The organism is Pontibacterium sinense, from assembly GCF_015209595.1.
Lineage (GTDB): Bacteria > Pseudomonadota > Gammaproteobacteria > Pseudomonadales > Balneatricaceae > Pontibacterium > Pontibacterium sinense.
Genome location: NZ_JADEYS010000030.1, coordinates 34,169 through 50,413, shown reverse-complemented (window position 1 = coordinate 50,413; position 16,245 = coordinate 34,169). Strand labels below are relative to the sequence as shown.

16 protein-coding genes are annotated in these 16,245 nt (G+C 50.9%); 11 read left to right on the top strand and 5 right to left on the bottom strand.

Features of this window, described 5'->3' with window-relative positions:
* Positions 1 to 311: 311 nt before the first annotated feature.
* Positions 312 to 1,052, bottom strand: a complete 741-nt coding sequence (locus IOQ59_RS20235; protein WP_193955292.1) for a TrmB family transcriptional regulator — start codon at positions 1,050 to 1,052, stop codon at positions 312 to 314.
* Between the two features lie 123 nt (positions 1,053 to 1,175).
* Between IOQ59_RS20235 and glmU the strand changes: the two genes are divergently transcribed.
* The 3 genes from glmU (at position 1,176) to IOQ59_RS20220 (ending at position 6,101) form a co-directional block, all read left to right on the top strand.
* Entirely contained in the window at positions 1,176 to 2,540 is a 1,365-nt protein-coding gene (glmU, locus tag IOQ59_RS20230) for a bifunctional UDP-N-acetylglucosamine diphosphorylase/glucosamine-1-phosphate N-acetyltransferase GlmU (protein WP_193955291.1), read from the top strand.
* A 12-nt stretch (positions 2,541 to 2,552) separates the two neighbouring features.
* On the top strand, positions 2,553 to 4,379 hold the full coding sequence (gene glmS, locus IOQ59_RS20225) for a glutamine--fructose-6-phosphate transaminase (isomerizing) (RefSeq protein ID WP_193955290.1): 1,827 nt from the start codon (positions 2,553 to 2,555) through the stop codon (positions 4,377 to 4,379).
* A gap of 231 nt (positions 4,380 to 4,610) precedes the next feature.
* Positions 4,611 to 6,101 carry an FMN-binding glutamate synthase family protein gene (locus IOQ59_RS20220; protein WP_193955289.1) on the top strand — a complete coding sequence of 497 codons (1,491 nt, stop codon included), beginning with the start codon at positions 4,611 to 4,613 and terminating at the stop codon, positions 6,099 to 6,101.
* Between the two features lie 68 nt (positions 6,102 to 6,169).
* Here the strand turns inward: IOQ59_RS20220 and IOQ59_RS20215 are convergent, their stop codons facing one another.
* Both IOQ59_RS20215 and IOQ59_RS20210 read right to left on the bottom strand, forming a co-directional pair.
* Positions 6,170 to 6,370 (bottom strand): PA3496 family putative envelope integrity protein, encoded by a 201-nt coding sequence (locus IOQ59_RS20215; RefSeq protein WP_193955288.1) that lies wholly within the window; start codon positions 6,368 to 6,370, stop codon positions 6,170 to 6,172.
* Between the two features lie 334 nt (positions 6,371 to 6,704).
* Positions 6,705 to 7,604, bottom strand: coding sequence for an SIS domain-containing protein (locus IOQ59_RS20210; protein WP_193955287.1), 900 nt, complete (start codon positions 7,602 to 7,604; stop codon positions 6,705 to 6,707).
* Positions 7,605 to 7,841: 237 nt separating this feature from the next.
* Here IOQ59_RS20210 and IOQ59_RS20205 point away from each other — a divergent pair, with 237 nt between their 5' ends.
* A complete protein-coding gene (locus tag IOQ59_RS20205; RefSeq protein WP_371871901.1) occupies positions 7,842 to 8,921 on the top strand; it encodes a TRAP transporter substrate-binding protein in 1,080 nt (359 codons plus the stop codon).
* A 94-nt stretch (positions 8,922 to 9,015) separates the two neighbouring features.
* Here the strand turns inward: IOQ59_RS20205 and IOQ59_RS20200 are convergent, their stop codons facing one another.
* Both IOQ59_RS20200 and IOQ59_RS20195 read right to left on the bottom strand, forming a co-directional pair.
* The gene (locus IOQ59_RS20200) at positions 9,016 to 10,395 is read right to left on the bottom strand and encodes a TRAP transporter large permease (protein WP_193955286.1); all 1,380 of its coding nucleotides are present in this window, start codon (positions 10,393 to 10,395) and stop codon (positions 9,016 to 9,018) included.
* Complete coding sequence (locus IOQ59_RS20195) at positions 10,392 to 10,946, bottom strand: TRAP transporter small permease subunit (protein WP_193955285.1); 555 nt, start codon at positions 10,944 to 10,946, stop codon at positions 10,392 to 10,394. The genes IOQ59_RS20200 and IOQ59_RS20195 overlap by 4 nt, the downstream gene beginning before the upstream one ends.
* 168 nt (positions 10,947 to 11,114) lie before the next feature.
* On the opposite strand from IOQ59_RS20195, the gene IOQ59_RS20190 reads away from it, so the two are divergent.
* The 7 genes from IOQ59_RS20190 to IOQ59_RS20160 all read left to right on the top strand — a co-directional run bounded on the left by IOQ59_RS20190 (position 11,115) and on the right by IOQ59_RS20160 (position 16,245).
* Positions 11,115 to 11,717, top strand: a complete 603-nt coding sequence (locus IOQ59_RS20190) for a YjaG family protein (RefSeq protein WP_193955284.1) — start codon at positions 11,115 to 11,117, stop codon at positions 11,715 to 11,717.
* A complete protein-coding gene (locus tag IOQ59_RS20185) occupies positions 11,714 to 11,977 on the top strand; it encodes a hypothetical protein (protein WP_228051048.1) in 264 nt (87 codons plus the stop codon). Before IOQ59_RS20190 ends, IOQ59_RS20185 begins: the two co-directional genes overlap by 4 nt.
* A gap of 67 nt (positions 11,978 to 12,044) precedes the next feature.
* Positions 12,045 to 12,473: a hypothetical protein gene (locus IOQ59_RS20180; RefSeq protein ID WP_193955283.1), complete on the top strand. Its 429-nt coding sequence runs from the start codon at positions 12,045 to 12,047 to the stop codon at positions 12,471 to 12,473.
* A gap of 199 nt (positions 12,474 to 12,672) precedes the next feature.
* Complete coding sequence (locus IOQ59_RS20175) at positions 12,673 to 13,644, top strand: GTP-binding protein (RefSeq protein ID WP_193955282.1); 972 nt, start codon at positions 12,673 to 12,675, stop codon at positions 13,642 to 13,644.
* A 2-nt stretch (positions 13,645 to 13,646) separates the two neighbouring features.
* A complete protein-coding gene (locus IOQ59_RS20170; protein ID WP_193955281.1) occupies positions 13,647 to 14,318 on the top strand; it encodes a hypothetical protein in 672 nt (223 codons plus the stop codon).
* 288 nt (positions 14,319 to 14,606) lie between these two features.
* Positions 14,607 to 15,575 carry a GTP-binding protein gene (locus tag IOQ59_RS20165; protein ID WP_193955280.1) on the top strand — a complete coding sequence of 323 codons (969 nt, stop codon included), beginning with the start codon at positions 14,607 to 14,609 and terminating at the stop codon, positions 15,573 to 15,575.
* A 4-nt stretch (positions 15,576 to 15,579) separates the two neighbouring features.
* Positions 15,580 to 16,245 (top strand): DUF8082 domain-containing protein, encoded by a 666-nt coding sequence (locus tag IOQ59_RS20160; RefSeq protein ID WP_193955279.1) that lies wholly within the window; start codon positions 15,580 to 15,582, stop codon positions 16,243 to 16,245.

Below are 16,245 nucleotides of genomic sequence, written 5' to 3'. Positions count from 1 at the left end.
AATTAGTACCCTTGTGGTATGAGAGAGAACCCCAGTTGCGATGCAGCTGGGGTTTTTTCGTTATGGCCGGAGATCAATCACGGCGACCCTCAGCACATTCGATATCCCTGCCAGATCAATCGGCTTCAGACTGGCACCGAACGCTCCCACCTATCACGACATTGTAGGGTTGTCTTCAGGCAACCCGGCAGGCTGCAGCTGCCTTCTGCCAATCACCTTAGTTCCGAACTTGAACAAGCCATCCGTGCTTCACCAAAGCGCTGGTCGCCTAAAGACGACCCTACAGTCTTGATGGTGAGCCTATTGAACGGTTACAACAGGCCCCACAAGGTGTCGAATACGATCTTCTGTGCGGCTGCAACCTCTGCAGAATCGATTACCACTGCGGTAGGGTAGTTCTCTGAGGCCAGTGAGATGATGGCACATTTTGGTGGGTAAACAGCGATATATGCGGCGTCAACGGGACCTTCGGTACGAATCCACTTACGTTCAGATAACTCGGCGTCTTCACCCCCGTCACCGATCGCAATAACACGTACCCCAATCCCTTTCTGTATACGTTGGTTTGTGAAGTTGGGAAAGGGTCTGTAGAGGTGGGGGCGGATAGGTTTGGAAGAGAACACGCAGTACTCTCTTTGTTGCTGGCTGGAGACCGTATTCAATATATCCTTGAGTACCAGCTCAATGCCCGCATCCCCTTCATAAAACTGTACGTTCGCCGCGCTGAAATCAGGTCGAAGGTGATTCAGGTCAGGAATAACTCTGCTTTTGAGTTGCTCAATCGCACTGTCTAACGATTGTCTTTTTTCCTCTGCCATTTGTAATAGGACGTCGGGATCTCGTGGTGCAAAATAACGCCGTTTACCTTTTGGGAGATAGGTGACAACGCCTTTGAGTTGCATCTCCTTTAGACATTCGTAGGCTGTACCACGGTTAATACCGGCCTGCTCAGCGATATTACGAATTGAGCTGGGACCCAATGTGAGTAGGGTACGATAAAGAATAACTTCTCGGTGAGAGAGGCCTAACTGTTCAAAAATTTTATCATTCATTTTGTCAATTTTTGTATGACAACCTGTATTGCAATCAGTGTGGATTAATTTAAAGTGCAATCAATCTTAGATACAAGTACTTATTTCTAATTGGGTCTGCGGACCAAGGAACATTTCTTACTCATGTCAGTTGATGTCGTTATTCTAGCTGCCGGCCAGGGCAGCCGTATGAAGTCTGCTTTACCCAAAGTTTTACATTCAGTGGGTGGTAAAGCGATGGTGCAGCATGTGATCGATAATGCCAGCAGTCTGGAAGACGCTGCGATCCATGCTGTCATTGGCCACGGTGCCGAAAAGGTACGCGAAACGCTTGCTACTCAACCGGTTCAGTTTGCGCTTCAGGAGCAGCAACTGGGTACTGGCCATGCAGTCGCACAGGCGATGCCTAATGTATCAGCTGATAGCACGGTGCTGGTTCTGTACGGTGATGTGCCACTGACAAGCGCTGCTACGATGCAGGAGTTGGTCGGAATTGCAGAATCTGGAGATTTTGGCCTGTTAACTGTGGACCTTCAGGACCCTACCGGTTACGGCCGTATTGTTCGTGATGACTCGGATAATGTTATCGCCATTGTTGAACATAAAGATGCTAGTGATGCTCAGCGTGAAATTCGCGAAGTGAACACGGGGATTCTTGCGGTATCGGCGAGTAAATTGAATGACTGGCTGCCTCAATTGTCATCTGAGAATGTTCAGGGTGAGTATTATCTGACGGATATTATCGCTATGGCTGCCAATCAGGGCTTGGCGATTAAGGCGATCCAGCCAAATACAGAACAGGAAGTGCAGGGTGTAAACAACCGTGTACAGCTGGCTGAACTGGAACGCTGGCACCAATTGCGTAATGCTGAGAGATTGATGCTCAATGGTGCAACATTGGCCGATCCTGCTCGCGTTGATGTAAGAGGCACGGTCACACAAGGCAACGATATCTGGATTGATGTGAACGTTGTACTGGACGGCGACGTATATATCGGTAATAACGTTCGTATCGAGTCTAATTGTGTTATTCGTAACAGCCGCATCGGTGATGGTACGGTGATCAAAGCGAACTCCCATCTTGAGGATGCTGTTGTTGCTGAGAACTGTGACGTAGGTCCTTACGCCCGCTTGCGTCCGGGTACTGAATTGGCGAACAAAGCCAAGGTTGGTAACTTCGTAGAGACCAAAAAAACGCTGATCGGCGAAGGCTCTAAAGTGAACCATCTGACCTATGTTGGCGATGCTAAGCTCGGTAAAAACGTAAACGTAGGTGCGGGTACGATTACCTGTAACTATGATGGCGTGAACAAATCACTGACCGAAATCGGTGATGGTGCTTTTATTGGTTCTAACAGCTCTCTGGTCGCGCCAGTTAGTGTCGGTGCGGGTGCGACAGTAGGCGCTGGTTCAACCATTACTAAAGCGGTAGACGACGACCAGCTGGCAGTAGCTCGTGGCAAACAAATCAACCTGAGCAACTGGCAGCGTCCGGTTAAAAAGAGCTAAGGAGAGGCATCTATGTGTGGCATTGTTGGCGCTGTAGCAGCGCGTCCAATTTCTGAAATATTACTCGAAGGTCTGCGCCGTCTGGAATATCGCGGCTATGATTCTGCTGGTATGGCGGTCTGGAACGGTGAAGCGATCGACCGTCGGCGTCGTACCGGTAAAGTTCAGTCCTTGGCAGATGCTTTGGCTGAACAGCCTTTGCCGGGTAGCTTGGGTATCGCCCATACGCGTTGGGCGACGCACGGAAAGCCGCTTGAGAAAAACGCCCATCCACACATGTCGACAGAGCGTGTGGCTGTTGTACACAACGGTATCATCGAGAACTTCGAAGTCCTTAAGCGTGAGTTGATCGAAAAAGGGTTCGCGTTTAGTTCTGATACGGATACTGAGGTCATCGCCCACCTGATTAATGATCGGCTGAACAATGGCGAAGAATTACTGGATGCAGTTCGTAACAGTGTTGCGCGTCTGGAAGGTGCATTTGCGCTGGGTGTGGTAGAAAAGAACCATCCTGATCGTCTGATTGCCGCGCGCCAGGGTAGCCCGCTGGTGATCGGTGTTGGTATTGGTGAGAACTTTATTGCATCTGATCAGTTAGCATTGTTGTCGGTTACTGACCGCTTTATCTTTTTGGACGAAGGCGATTTTGCGTGCCTGACAACAGACGATATCGCTATCTGGGATGCGAATGCACAGCCGGTAGAGAGAGACGTTCAACAATACGAACACAGTGTGTCTGCCGCGGATAAAGGCGAATTCAAGCATTATATGCTGAAGGAGATCTACGAGCAGCCAACCGTTGTAAAAGCGACAATGGAAGGACGTCTGGCAAATGGCCGTTTGTTAGAGCAGGCCTTTGGTGCAGGTGCATCCGAGATTTTCGATCAGGTTAAACAAGTACAAATTATCGCGTGTGGTACCAGTTACCATGCCGGTTTGGTGGCGAAGTACTGGATCGAAGAACTGGTTGGTATTCCGTGCTTGGTCGAAGTGGCGAGTGAATTCCGTTACAGAACTGTAGTCTTGCCGGAAGGTACTTTATTCCTGAGTATCTCCCAGTCCGGTGAAACGGCTGATACATTGGCCGCGCTGCGTGAGGTTAAAGACAAAGTACTGGCCAGCCTGACGGTATGTAATGTACCGGGCAGTTCACTGGTGCGTGAGTCTGATATCTGTCTGATGACCAATGCCGGTCCTGAGATTGGAGTTGCTTCAACCAAAGCGTTTACTACCCAGTTGGTTGCTCTGATGCTGACCACTCTGGCGTTAGGTCGTCGTCATGGTCTGACTGAAGAAAAAGAGATCGAGATTGTATCGGCTCTGCAAACCTTACCGGAACTGCTGGAAGAATCTCTGGCGATGGCAGCGGATATTGAAACGATGTCTGCGGCGTTTGCTGAAAAACAGCACAGCTTGTTCCTGGGACGTGGTCCGTTGTATCCCGTCGCGATGGAGGGGGCTCTGAAGTTGAAAGAGATCTCTTACATCCATGCGGAGTCTTATCCTGCTGGTGAGCTGAAACACGGCCCTCTGGCACTGGTTGATAAGGATATGCCGGTTGTGACGGTGGCACCCAAGAATGGCATGCTGGATAAACTCAAAGCGAATCTGCAGGAAGTACAGGCGCGTGGCGGCGAACTGTTTGTGTTTGCCGGTGACAGCAATGAACTGAAACAGGAAGAGGGCGTTCAGGTACTTCAGGTGCCCGAGGTTCCTGCTATTCTCGAAGCCATTGTCTACACCATCCCGTTACAGCTGCTTTCCTACTATGTGGCCGTATTGAAAGGTACGGACGTGGATCAGCCGCGTAACCTGGCTAAATCGGTCACTGTCGAATAACCCGCGTAGTCCTTTGGACTTTATGTTTATTCAGAAATAGCGGCTTAGGCCGCTATTTTTTTCAGGGATAAATCATTAAGTCATGTCAGTATTGTTCCGCTGATGGATACTAAGCGTCCTCAAAAAGCGGATGCGCCGTTAATGATCAATCAGTTACACTGCCAAAAATAACTCTAATAATCACTGGGATATGCCGCGAACTGGATCACGGATGTCTGTTGTGGAGGTGTTATGAACGACACAGTTACTAATTTCGCTATCAACTTTATCGCTTTTTCCGGTGCTATGTTGCTGCTGCTGGTTGTCGGAGGCATTGTTGCTGCTCTGGTGATTTATCAGGTTGATAAACATCAGACGAAGCAAGCGATTCGTCGTAATTATCCTCTGGTCGGACGATTCCGTTATCTGTTTGAGCATGTCGGCGAGTTCTTTCGCCAATATTTCTTTGCGATGGATCGTGAGGAGATGCCATTTAACCGAGCACAGCGTTCCTGGGTTTATCGTGCGGCGAAAAACGTCGATAACATGGTAGCGTTTGGTTCCTCGCGTGATCTGCGTGTTCCAGGTACCTATCTTTTTCTCAGTTGCCCGTTTCCGACCTTGAAGGAAGATGCCAGCGCGACGAAACCGCTGCGGATTGGCCAGTTTTGCCGTCAGCCCTACGATGCACCATCGTTCTTTAATGTGTCAGGTATGAGCTATGGCGCGTTGTCCCGGCCAGCAGTATTGGCACTGGCGAATGGTGCGAGACAGGCTGGATGCTGGATGAATACCGGTGAGGGTGGTTTATCGCCATTTCATATCGAAGGCGGCTGTGACGTTGTTTATCAGATCGGTACCGCGAAGTATGGCGTACGCAATGATGAGGGTGGGCTGGACGACGAGAAGCTGAAAGAGAAAGCAGCGCTGCCTCAGGTGAAGATGTTCGAAATCAAACTGAGTCAGGGTGCGAAGCCGGGTAAAGGCGGTATTCTTCCAGCGGAGAAGGTGAGCAAAGAAATTGCGGATATTCGTGGTATCCCATTAGGTGAAGCTTCCATCAGTCCGAACCGACACCCCGACATTGCATGTATCGATGATCTGCTGGATATGGTTGAACGTGTACGCGATGTGAGTGGAAAACCTTGCGGATTTAAACTGGTGCTGGGTGACGCGAGCTGGTTGGATGAGTTTTGCCTGAAAATAAAAAGCCGTGGTATAGAAGCCGCACCAGATTTTATTACGCTTGATAGCTCTGATGGGGGGACGGGCGCAGCACCGATGCCGTTAATGGACAGTGTTGGCCTGCCGCTGCGAGAGAGCTTACCTATTCTGGTGAATAAATTAGTAGAGCACGATCTGCGTGATCGTATCCGGGTGGTTGCATCGGGTAAGCTGATTAATCCAACGGATGTGGCTGGCGCGATCTGCATGGGGGCTGATTTTGTGGTGTCGGCGCGCGGTTATATGTTTGCGTTGGGCTGTATTCAGGCACTGCAATGCAATAAGAACACCTGTCCGACCGGAATTACTACACACGATCCTGATCTTCAGCGTGGTCTTGTTCCAGAAGATAAGGCAGAGCGTGTACGCAACTATCATGATCATCTGGTACATGAGGTTGAGATGATTGCACACTCGTGTGGTGTTTCCGAACCCCGTCAGCTGCGGCGCAAGCACGCCGCGATCGTGGTCGAAGGTAGCCGTTCAGTTCCGCTGGATATTCTTTACCCTGAGTACTGAGGCTCCACTGCTATAAGCGAAGCATCAAAAAGCCAGCGAGGTTAATCTCAGCTGGCTTTTTTGTTTGATTATTCGTTGAACCAGAGTTCGTCGATATCATCGTGCAGTTTTTTTTCTTCGAAGTGTTTTTCTATCGCGCGGCGGGCTCTTAAGGAGCGGCGGGAAGCAACTTTCTTTTTACTTAGCTGCTCTTCTTCTTGGTATCCGACCAGCAAGTCGAACACTTCTGTCTGAATAGTGTTGAGGTCCTGCTCTTTTCTAACCAGCATAATTCAAGCTCCTAGATCATCACAGTCAGGAGATCGATCTGCCATCCACCCGGACAGTCAAAGATCTCTCTGAGATAGTCTGTTGAAGGGTGTGCAAAGCTGGTTTTCCGCAATAAATACGCTGGTTACGTATGGGGAAATCAGCCTCTGCATTCATCCCTTGGTTTTTCTTTTATCGCAGATGTGAGCAAATATCAAACAATCTGAGAGTCAGAACGGATGCTAACGGCTCTGCATTGCAGAAAAATTAAAGCTGAGAAGGGAGAGGTAGACCTTAGTCTAAAAGCTAAAGATCAGTGGCCTGAACAGACCACTGATGCTGATCAGTGGAGGGTTATTCGTGATCCAGAGTGGATTGTCCCTGACGACGAATCGGAGGACGTTTGTCATTCTGGCGCAATGACCGCAGGCTACGCTTAATCGTTTTAAGGTGATCGAGCAAACCCGGTCCGAGCTTCATCGCCACACCCACTGCGAGGACGTCGATAACAACCAGATGAATCACGCGGGATGACATCAGGGTACTTAGATCTTTGTCTTCTTCCACATCAATGGGAATGGCAATGGTTGCCAGTTCGGCCAGAGGGGTACCACCCGGACATAAAGATATCACTGTAGCACCAGTCTCTTGTACCAGCTTCACGGTATGCAGCAGGTCTTTGGTGCGCCCCGTCTGGGAGATCGCGACAACAACGTCCCCTTCTTTGAGCGTCACAGCAGAGATGGTCTGCATATGTGGATCAGAATAAGACGTTGCGGTGATCTGCAGACGGTGAAACTTGTGCTGCGCATCCGTACATACCGGTGCTGATGCACCAAAGCCGTAAAATTCGACGCGGGTGGCCTTAGCCAGCACTTGAATGGCATCTTCAAGAATCTGCGGATCGAGCTGTTCGCGGATATTCATCAAGTTGCCGATCATAGAGTCGAAGATCTTGGTCTTGAACTCGGTGACTGTATCTTTGCGGTTCAGAGAAAATTGTTCAAAGTTAGGATTTGAAGCAACGCCCTGTGCCAGCGTCAGTTTGAAGTCCTGAAAACCGTCATAGTTTAACGCACGACAAAAGCGCACCACGGTCGGTTCGCTGACATTGGCTTCCGAGGCCAGATCAACAATACGCATGTGGATGACGTCATTGGGATGCGCCAGTACAAAGTCTGCAACCTTCTGTTCAGACTTTCGCAGCTTTGGCCGGGCATCGGCAATGGACTTCAACAGGTTAAAGGAGTTCAAGGTTATTCCCCACGGGCTAACAATCGCCAAAAGTATATCAAGCTTATCTACGATAGGGAGCCTTTTAGATCACGCTTTCATAGCCCCAACTGCTAAATATGTATCACAGCTCAAGTTTTTTCGGTGGTACCAGATGAAGATCAGGTGTAGTTCGCTGTTTCATGTCAATTGCGAGTCGGCGCCCTGAGTGCTATTTTCAATCCCACTGCAAAAAAAATAATTCAAGGGAGTAGGCTTGTGAAACGTCGTCAATTTTTGCAAGGCGCAGGTGCGGCCACATTGGCAGCCGGCGCAATGGCATCCGGCGCTGCCCATGCAGCACCAGAGTACAAATGGAAAATGGTCACTACGTGGCCGAAGAACTTCCCGGGACTGGGTACTGGCGCAAACTATCTGGCTAAGCTGATTGGTGAAATGACCAACGGCCGTGTTCAGGTAAAAGTGTACGGTGCAAAAGAACTGGTGGGTGCACTGGAAATCTTTGATGCTGTTTCACGTGGTACGGCAGAAATGGGCCACGGCGCTGCGTACTACTGGAAAGGTAAGAGCATCGCGGCGCAGTTCTTTGCTGCGGTACCTTTTGGCCTGACGGCTCAGGAGATGAACAGCTGGTTGTACCACGGTGGCGGTATGGAGCTGTGGGAAGAGCTGTACGCGAAGTTTGGTCTGGTGCCAGGTGCTGCAGGTAGCACGGGTGTGCAGATGGGTGGTTGGTTTAACAAAGAGATCAACAGCCTGGATGACGTTAAAGGCCTGAAGATGCGTATGCCTGGTCTGGGTGGCGAAGTCCTGAAACGTGCGGGCGGTACTCCGGTATTGCTGCCGGGTGGTGAGATCTTCCCTGCGCTGCAGTCAGGTGCGATTGATGCGTCCGAGTGGGTAGGTCCATACAATGACTTAGCGTTCGGTCTGTATAAAGCTGCTAAGTATTACTACTACCCAGGATGGCATGAGCCAGGTACTACGCTGGAAAGCTTCATCAACAAGGACGCGTTCGAAGCGTTGCCGAAAGACCTGCAGGTTGCGGTACGTAATGCTATCCGCGTGGCTAACCAGGATATGCTGGCTGACTTCACTGCGAAGAACAACCGTGCGCTGGAACAGCTGGTGACAGAGCATGGCGTACAGCTGCGCAAGTTCCCGGATGATGTACTGAAGAAACTGAAAACCTTGTCTGACGAAGTGGTTGCAGAAGAAGCTGCGAAAGATCCAATGGCACAAAAAGTGTATGACTCTTTCGTGAAGTTCCGCGATCAGGCGACTGCATGGCATGCGGTGTCCGAGCAGGCTTATATGAACGCTCGCTCCTTGAAATAAGATAAACGGTACACAAAAAAGCAGGCCCTAAGCCTGCTTTTTTTATGCCTGTTTTAGCTGCAGTCACGAGTCGCGTGCTGCAGCTTTAAATAGTTTACCCGTACACCAGATCCGGCAACCAGGTTGCCAGACTTGGCCAGTAGGCCAGTAGCGCCAAGGCAATCAACTGAATGGCGATGAACGGTATAACACCCCGGTAGATCTGCATGGTGGAGATACTATCCGGTGCTACCCCGCGCAGATAGAACAGGGCGAAACCAAACGGTGGCGTCAGGAATGAGGTCTGCAGGTTCAACGCAAACATCACACCCAGCCATACAGGATCCAGTCCCATATTCAGCAGAATCGGCGCGACAATCGGTATCACCACGAAGGTGATCTCAATGAAGTCGAGGAAGAAGCCGAGCAAGAAAATCACCAGCATGACCAGCAACATCGCACCGACTACGCCGCCTGGCAGTTCGGTGAGGAAGTCCCGCACCATGTCATCACCGCCATAACCGCGGAAGACCAGTGAGAAGATCGATGCGCCAATCAGGATGACAAAGACCATCGAGCTGACCTGAGTGGTGGAGCGCATCACCTCACGCAGTACATTCAAACTGAAGCTTTTACGTGCCATCGACAGCACAATCGCTCCGACAGCGCCGACAGATGCTGCTTCGGTAGGGGTTGCCAGTCCACCAAGGATGGAACCCAATACAAGGCCAACTAGCAGGACGGGCGGCACCAATGCTTTCAGTACCCGGCTACCAAGATTGTTAACGGCGTCACGCTCTTCGGCAGGAATCGCCGGTACTAGCTCAGGTTTCGTGATTGCTTTAAATACAATATAAAGAATATACGCACCCACCAACATCAGGCCGGGAATCAGTGCGCCAAGGAACAAGTCGCCGACCGTGACGGTATCCGGTGAAAAAATGCCCCGATCAAGCTGGGATTGCTGATACGCGGAAGAGATTACGTCACCCAGCAGTACCAGTACGATGGATGGCGGGATGATCTGACCCAGCGTACCGGAAGCACAGATAGTACCTGCCGCAATGGAGGGGTCATAACCACGGCGCAGCATGGTCGGCAGTGATAGCAGGCCCATCGTCACAACGGTCGCCCCCACGATACCGGTACTGGCTGCCAGTAGCATACCAACCAGAGTGACTGAGATGCCCAGTCCACCGCGCATGGGGCCAAACAGCAAGGCCATGGTATCCAGCAGCTCTTCGGCGATCCGGGATTTCTCCAGCATGACACCCATAAACACAAACAGTGGTACTGCGATCAGCACCTCGTTGTTCATGATGCCAAACAGGCGGTTCGGGATTGCTTCAAGGAAAACTGAATCAAAATGTCCGGTGTAAGCCCCGATGGCTGCAAACAGCAGACCGGTGCCCGCCAGTGCGAAGGCCACGGAATAGCCCAGCAACAGTACAAAAATAGCGCCAACAAACAGCAGCAGAGGTAGAAATTCCATCATAGTGCGTGACCCTCTTCTTCCTCTAGCAAGTGCCCCTGACCGGTCAGCACTAATATGCTGCGCAGGATTTCACCGATACCTTGCAGCATCATCATTGCAGGCATTAATAACAGACTGGTTTTAAGGATGTATCGAAAAGGGATACCCCCGGCTTCCTGAGAGCCTTCGGTCAGCTCCCATGACGTGGCTACATACTCCCAGGAGATATAGAAAATAAAACCGGTCACCGGTAGTAACAGGCACACTGTGCCGAAGAGGTTGATGATGGCTTTACCTTTTTCACCCATCGGGCGATAAAAAATATCCACGCGTACGTGGCCATCATGTTTTAGCGTATAGGCGGCCCCTAGCAGAAAGACGAAGCTGTGCATGTAGATCACAGATTCCTGCAAGGCGACATTGCCCGTGTTGAACAGGTAACGCATCACCACGATGGTAAACGTGGCCAGCACCATAGTCAGAGTCAGCCAGGAGATAGCCCGGCCAGACCACTCACTGATCCCATCGATCAGTCGCACGAGTGTGCTAAGAGGTGTATTTGAAGAGGTCATACGGTCGCATACCCTATGAAGCTTTTTATTATTAACGCCAAAGTATAACAATATTGCTCATGCTAATAGCATCCGTAGTATCGCGTACGTTGATCTTATTCGGATATTTGATTTAAAAACCGTACAATAGGCGCATATATATGTCCGTACCGGTGGAGAACAGAGACTATGTCCGATCAGTCTATTAACCCGCAGCTGTTTGAGCTGCAAGACTGGCAGCTGGTTGCCTTTAGTGCAGCCCTGAGTGAACGCATGTTTCCGAACTTTGCGCTTTTTTCGCGTCTGGTGGAGTTTGGCAACGCACAGCAGTTGCGCCAGATCCTGAATGGTGTCTGGGATAAGCTGGCAAACACCGGTGCCAAGATGAACTTCGAAGTTCAGCTTGATAAGGTTGAGGCCAATATTCCTGATCTGGAAGAGTTCTCGATGTATGGTGCGTTTCCGGCGAATGACGCGGTAGTTGCGTTGTACTCAACCCTCAACGTTGTGCTCGTCGCAGACGCTGAAGAAGCAGCCAATATTGCGAACTTATCCCGTGAATGCGTGGCGACATTTATCGAAGTGAGTGAAGCGGATGATCAGCTTTCCGACGAGGAGGTTGTTCGCCTGATCAACACGCATGAAATGATGGAGCAGGAAGAGGCGTTTCAGGAGGAAGTGCTGGCCCGAATTACTGCGGCGAAAAAGGCCAACAAAGAATTAATCACTGAACTGCGTGCGCTGGCGCACAACGAAGGTGTCAGCAATATCGGGATCACTGACAGCGAATGATTTTACGTATTGGTCTGTTGCTTCTCATATTGCCACTCGTGGTCATGATGGGTTCCTATTTCATTGAGTTGTCGGCGGTGAATGCCTGTCTGAGTGCTGGTGGCTCCTACGACTATTTTAACGGTGTGTGTGACCAGTCCCTGACCCATGCTTACAGCCCGTTTATGGAGCGCAACCCGCTGTTGGTAAACGGTGGTATGTTGCTGTCTGTGTTGGGGCTATTCCTCTGTTTGGCAGGACTCTATACCCGCGCACGTTGAGTCACGGCAACCCTCAGCGAGGGGCCATGAATGTGTGCACCAAGGATTGATCTGAGAGATTCACGAAATGAAAAAGAAACTGGGAATTGCCGCGCTGGCGGTAGTCATCGCAGGTGCATTGCTGCTTTTATGGATGGCAAACAGCGGTTGGCTGGAAGACTTCAATGCTGAGCAGAATCAGGTGTTTCAAGAAAGAATAGATGCCGGTACGGCGTTGGGTAAAGCGGCCAATCAGCAGCAGTGTCTGGATCAGGCGCTACAGGATTTTGATGGCTGCCTGGGTTATCAGTGCACAGTTTCTGCTGGCAAGTTTCTTAAAGCGTGTCTGGTACAGGCATCGCCGAGCGATGGATTTTGCGAAGGTGTTCCGGAGTTTCGTGACAAGCCGACCGAAGACGATAAGGACTGGGCAAAAGGTTACTGCCGTGAAAACAACATTCGTGGAGATAATTGCCGCTTGTTGATGCGTCAGCAACAGCTGTTCTGCAGCCAATAGTCACGAAACCTGACCTTACTCATCATACGGTTGCCCGTATTAGGATACACTCAGACCTTTACGGGCAGCTGACATATTTTGAGGAATATGGCACCCTTGCTCTGTTGTGGTGCGCGTTGCGTGACACACCATTTCGATAGCTGATTCTTCAGCGCATCACGTGTTTGGTGATTCTGAGCGCTTACGAAGTAGATTCTGCATGGAAAATCATAAAGTTCTCTTTATCGGGCCAGTAGGTTCGGGCAAAACAACTGCAATTCGTTCGATCAGTGACATCGATTGCCTGGACACAGAGGCTCAGGTATCTGATGTGACCGGACGTCGTAAGCAGACTACCACCGTTGCGATGGACTATGGTCGTCTTACGCTGAGCGAAGCATCACGTGTTCACCTTTACGGAACGCCGGGACAGGCACGTTTCCGCTTTATGTGGGAGCTGCTTTCGGAAGAGATTGCCAAAGATTGTGCCGGTGTTGTGATGATGATCGACAATACCCGCAACTACCCCATGCGTGACCTCAAATACTACGCCCGTGAATTTGCGAATGTAATTTCTGACAAGCGCTTAGTGGTTGCGGTGACACGTTCTGATCTGCGCGCACGTCCGTCACAGGATGAGTATTACGACCTGCTCAAAGAACTAGGCAAAGAAGCATCGGTGTGTTTCATCGATGGGCGGCGGAAGTCTGATCTATTGGGGCTGGTTGAACTGATTCTGGAAGGTCAGAGTGACTACAATGAATGGTCGACCCTCAAACGCATGGCTGAAGCCGAGCAGAAGGGGCTGCAGTTTTCCAGTGATGATACGGGCCTTGAGATCGATGACTATCATGGCGAACAGGTCGTTATCAAAGAGAGCGTCGTAAATGGGTTGCTCAAGATCGAAGGTGTTGAAGGCCTCGCGGCGACCGATATTAACGGTGATCTGATTACATCGTCGCTGGAAGGCAGCCAGTTGGAAAACTTTATCGCACTGGCCTCCGGTATCGTGCAGGATCAGGGTGAAAACTCTGCCTTGGGACAGGTGAACAATGTGGTCTTTCGTGATCGCAGTGAAAACAACCTGTCGGTGTTTGTCTGGGAAGGGATGGCCTTAGGTGTGGTATCGAGCCGAAAAACATCAACCCGCATGATTCGACAGCAGGTGAACGATCTGCTGCAGTGGGGGTAGACGTGCTAAGTATCTTACACGACCTGGAAGCATACAGCGGTGCGCAACATAGCGGTGTTAGTTGCCAGGGTAACCTGATCGCATCGACCTGTCCGGCGGACTTGCAGCAGGATCTGGTACGCAGCCAACAGGTGGTCAGTCAGCTGTTCAATGGCATTAACGAATGTGGCCACAGTTATGCCGAACTCCATCTGGAACTGGATCGCCATCTATTGCTGGCCTATCGCCTGTCAGAGGACTGCACTCTGCTGATGTTGACCCGTAAAGGAGTCAATATGGCATTGATGGCTACCTCTGTACGATCGGTTAAAAAGCGTATTTTGGGTGCCCTGAGCAAAGCGGCCGAGCTTCCGTCATCGGATCTTCAACCGGTTTTCCCGGTGGGTGAAACCGGCTTTATTCAGGCGGGTTCGGCGCAACATCAGGAAGACGCTGCGGCACTGAGCGAGCTGATGAATAAGCTCTGTGACAAGATGGTGGATACATTGGGATCGACCGGTGCGATCAGTTTCTACCGCATCCTCAACGAGTGGAAGCGCCAATACGGTATGAACAAATATAAGCTGCCCGCATTACTCAAGTTGCTGGCGGTCGAACTGGAAGCCGGTGCGTCACGGGACACTTTTCTGAAAGAAGCGGTCGTTCTGACCCGCGAGCTGGTACATCGAAGCTAAGAACGCTGCGAATGGGCCAGAGTCGTTTCTGACTCGTTCGCAGGTCCTCTAATTCGTTTTCCCTCCTGAATATCCTCCCGGTGTGTATGCCTATGCCGGGCTTTTCTATATCTGTCTTTTTTGCATATTTCCCGTGTTTCAGCTGTATTGCGGTGTCCAGTGGACAGCTGATCGTTCTTCGTTCGTCACACTAACGTCACACATCAGTGTTTCTATTGCGGTCTTGAATTCACGACCGGCGCAGAGGAAAGCGCCAGTTACGGACCGCTAACGGGATCACTCAGTCTTATGTCAGAACTTAAGCTTATCTTTGCAGGACCAGTGGGTGCGGGTAAAACCACGGCGATTAATGTCCTCAGTGATAAACCGAGTCTGAATACTGATGCTGCCGTGTCCGATGTTACTGCAGCGCGTAAAGCGACCACGACCGTGGCGATGGACTATGGCTCTCTGGCATTAAGCGATTCACAGAAAGTTCACCTCTACGGTACCCCCGGTCAGATGCGGTTTCGTTTTATGTGGGATCTGCTGGCCAATGATCTGGCGGCAGATTGTGCGGGACTGGTGTTGTTGATCGACAACACCCGAGCCTCGCCTTACAGGGACCTGAAATACTACGTGCAGGAGTTTTCCAACCTGATTGCGCGTAAGAAACTGATTGTTGGCGTGACCCGCTCGGATCTGCGTTCTGAACCTAAACTGGCCGAATACGAAGGCTGGATTGAGGAGTTAGGGTTGCAGGCAGAGGTCCGTTTTATCGATGCCCGCAGCAAGGTTGATCTGGTCAAGCTACTGCAGGACTTCGTCGGTGAAGAGGCACAGGCTGATTGGCAGCAGCTGTTGGATGATGCTGAGCAAGCGCCGGAGCGCAGTGTCGCCGATTCCCCCGCACCTGAGTCTCCCGTCAGTGATTACCTTGGAGAGAACATTGTCATGAAAGATTCCATTGTGGATGACGTATTAAACATCAAGGGTGTTCAGGGCGCTGCCTTGGCAACCGATATGGGCGATATTGTGACCTCATCGCTGGATGACACGGAGCTGGATGATTTTATTGGTTTTATGGCAGGGATTGTGCCGGTGTTCGAGCAGGTCTCTGATCTTGGACGCGTACGCAGCGTTGTGCTGAAGAGTGAGCGCAATGACAACGTTTCAGTGTACGTAGAGGAAGAGCAGGTGCTGGGGGTTGTATCCTCCAACCGTGCCTCCGTGCGGATTTTGCGTCAGCAACTTGATGATCTGTTGCAGTGGGGTTAAGGGCATGCAATCCATTCTGAAAGATCTGGAAATGCTGGGCGGTGTGCAACACGGGTGTGTTATCCATCAGGAGGCGGTTAAAGCCTCAACCTTTCCTTCGATTCTCAATGACAACCTGACTGGTATGGCCAAGGTCATGACCCAGATCTTTATGGGGGTTGAAGGCATGCAGCGGGATCATCGTGAACTGCATATTGAGCTGGAAGAGAACCTGATGATTGGGTACTGGCTGGAAAATGGCGCGGTACTGGCATTACTGGCGGATAAAAATATCAACTTGGCACTGATTAAAACCGCTGTACGTTCTGCAACCGCCAAATTATTAGATGCGTTGAGTGACAGTGTCCCCCTATCTGTTCCGTCACCGATGCCTGTTGAGTTGGCATCTGCCGAAGAACAGCCGGAAGTGCAAGCGGATAGCGCGCCGATCGCCGTTGCCGAGGCGTTACCGGCAGACGTGCTGAACGTGCACATGGAGAAACTCAAGTTGCTGCTGGCTGAGCAGATAGGTCCGGCGGCACGGGTTGTATTTGGCCGCGCTCAAAACAGCTGGCAAGCCGCCGGTGAACCGTTAACCGATCTGTGTGGGCGGCTGGCTGAATTTATCGACAACGAAGACAAACGGGCGGAGTTCATCCGTCGTGCCACTACATCACTGCCCAAAGGATAG

What these genes read in the sequence shown, in the direction of transcription:
- IOQ59_RS20235 (WP_193955292.1), bottom strand. Translation starts at nt 1,052, where the DNA reads ATGAATGATAAAATTTTTGAACAGTTAGGCCTCTCTCACCGAGAAGTT.
- glmU (WP_193955291.1), top strand. Translation starts at nt 1,176, where the DNA reads ATGTCAGTTGATGTCGTTATTCTAGCTGCCGGCCAGGGCAGCCGTATG.
- glmS (WP_193955290.1), top strand. Translation starts at nt 2,553, where the DNA reads ATGTGTGGCATTGTTGGCGCTGTAGCAGCGCGTCCAATTTCTGAAATA.
- IOQ59_RS20220 (WP_193955289.1), top strand. Translation starts at nt 4,611, where the DNA reads ATGAACGACACAGTTACTAATTTCGCTATCAACTTTATCGCTTTTTCC.
- IOQ59_RS20215 (WP_193955288.1), bottom strand. Translation starts at nt 6,370, where the DNA reads ATGCTGGTTAGAAAAGAGCAGGACCTCAACACTATTCAGACAGAAGTG.
- IOQ59_RS20200 (WP_193955286.1), bottom strand. Translation starts at nt 10,395, where the DNA reads ATGATGGAATTTCTACCTCTGCTGCTGTTTGTTGGCGCTATTTTTGTA.
- IOQ59_RS20195 (WP_193955285.1), bottom strand. Translation starts at nt 10,946, where the DNA reads ATGACCTCTTCAAATACACCTCTTAGCACACTCGTGCGACTGATCGAT.
- IOQ59_RS20190 (WP_193955284.1), top strand. Translation starts at nt 11,115, where the DNA reads ATGTCCGATCAGTCTATTAACCCGCAGCTGTTTGAGCTGCAAGACTGG.
- IOQ59_RS20185 (WP_228051048.1), top strand. Translation starts at nt 11,714, where the DNA reads ATGATTTTACGTATTGGTCTGTTGCTTCTCATATTGCCACTCGTGGTC.
- IOQ59_RS20180 (WP_193955283.1), top strand. Translation starts at nt 12,045, where the DNA reads ATGAAAAAGAAACTGGGAATTGCCGCGCTGGCGGTAGTCATCGCAGGT.
- IOQ59_RS20175 (WP_193955282.1), top strand. Translation starts at nt 12,673, where the DNA reads ATGGAAAATCATAAAGTTCTCTTTATCGGGCCAGTAGGTTCGGGCAAA.
- IOQ59_RS20165 (WP_193955280.1), top strand. Translation starts at nt 14,607, where the DNA reads ATGTCAGAACTTAAGCTTATCTTTGCAGGACCAGTGGGTGCGGGTAAA.
- IOQ59_RS20160 (WP_193955279.1), top strand. Translation starts at nt 15,580, where the DNA reads ATGCAATCCATTCTGAAAGATCTGGAAATGCTGGGCGGTGTGCAACAC.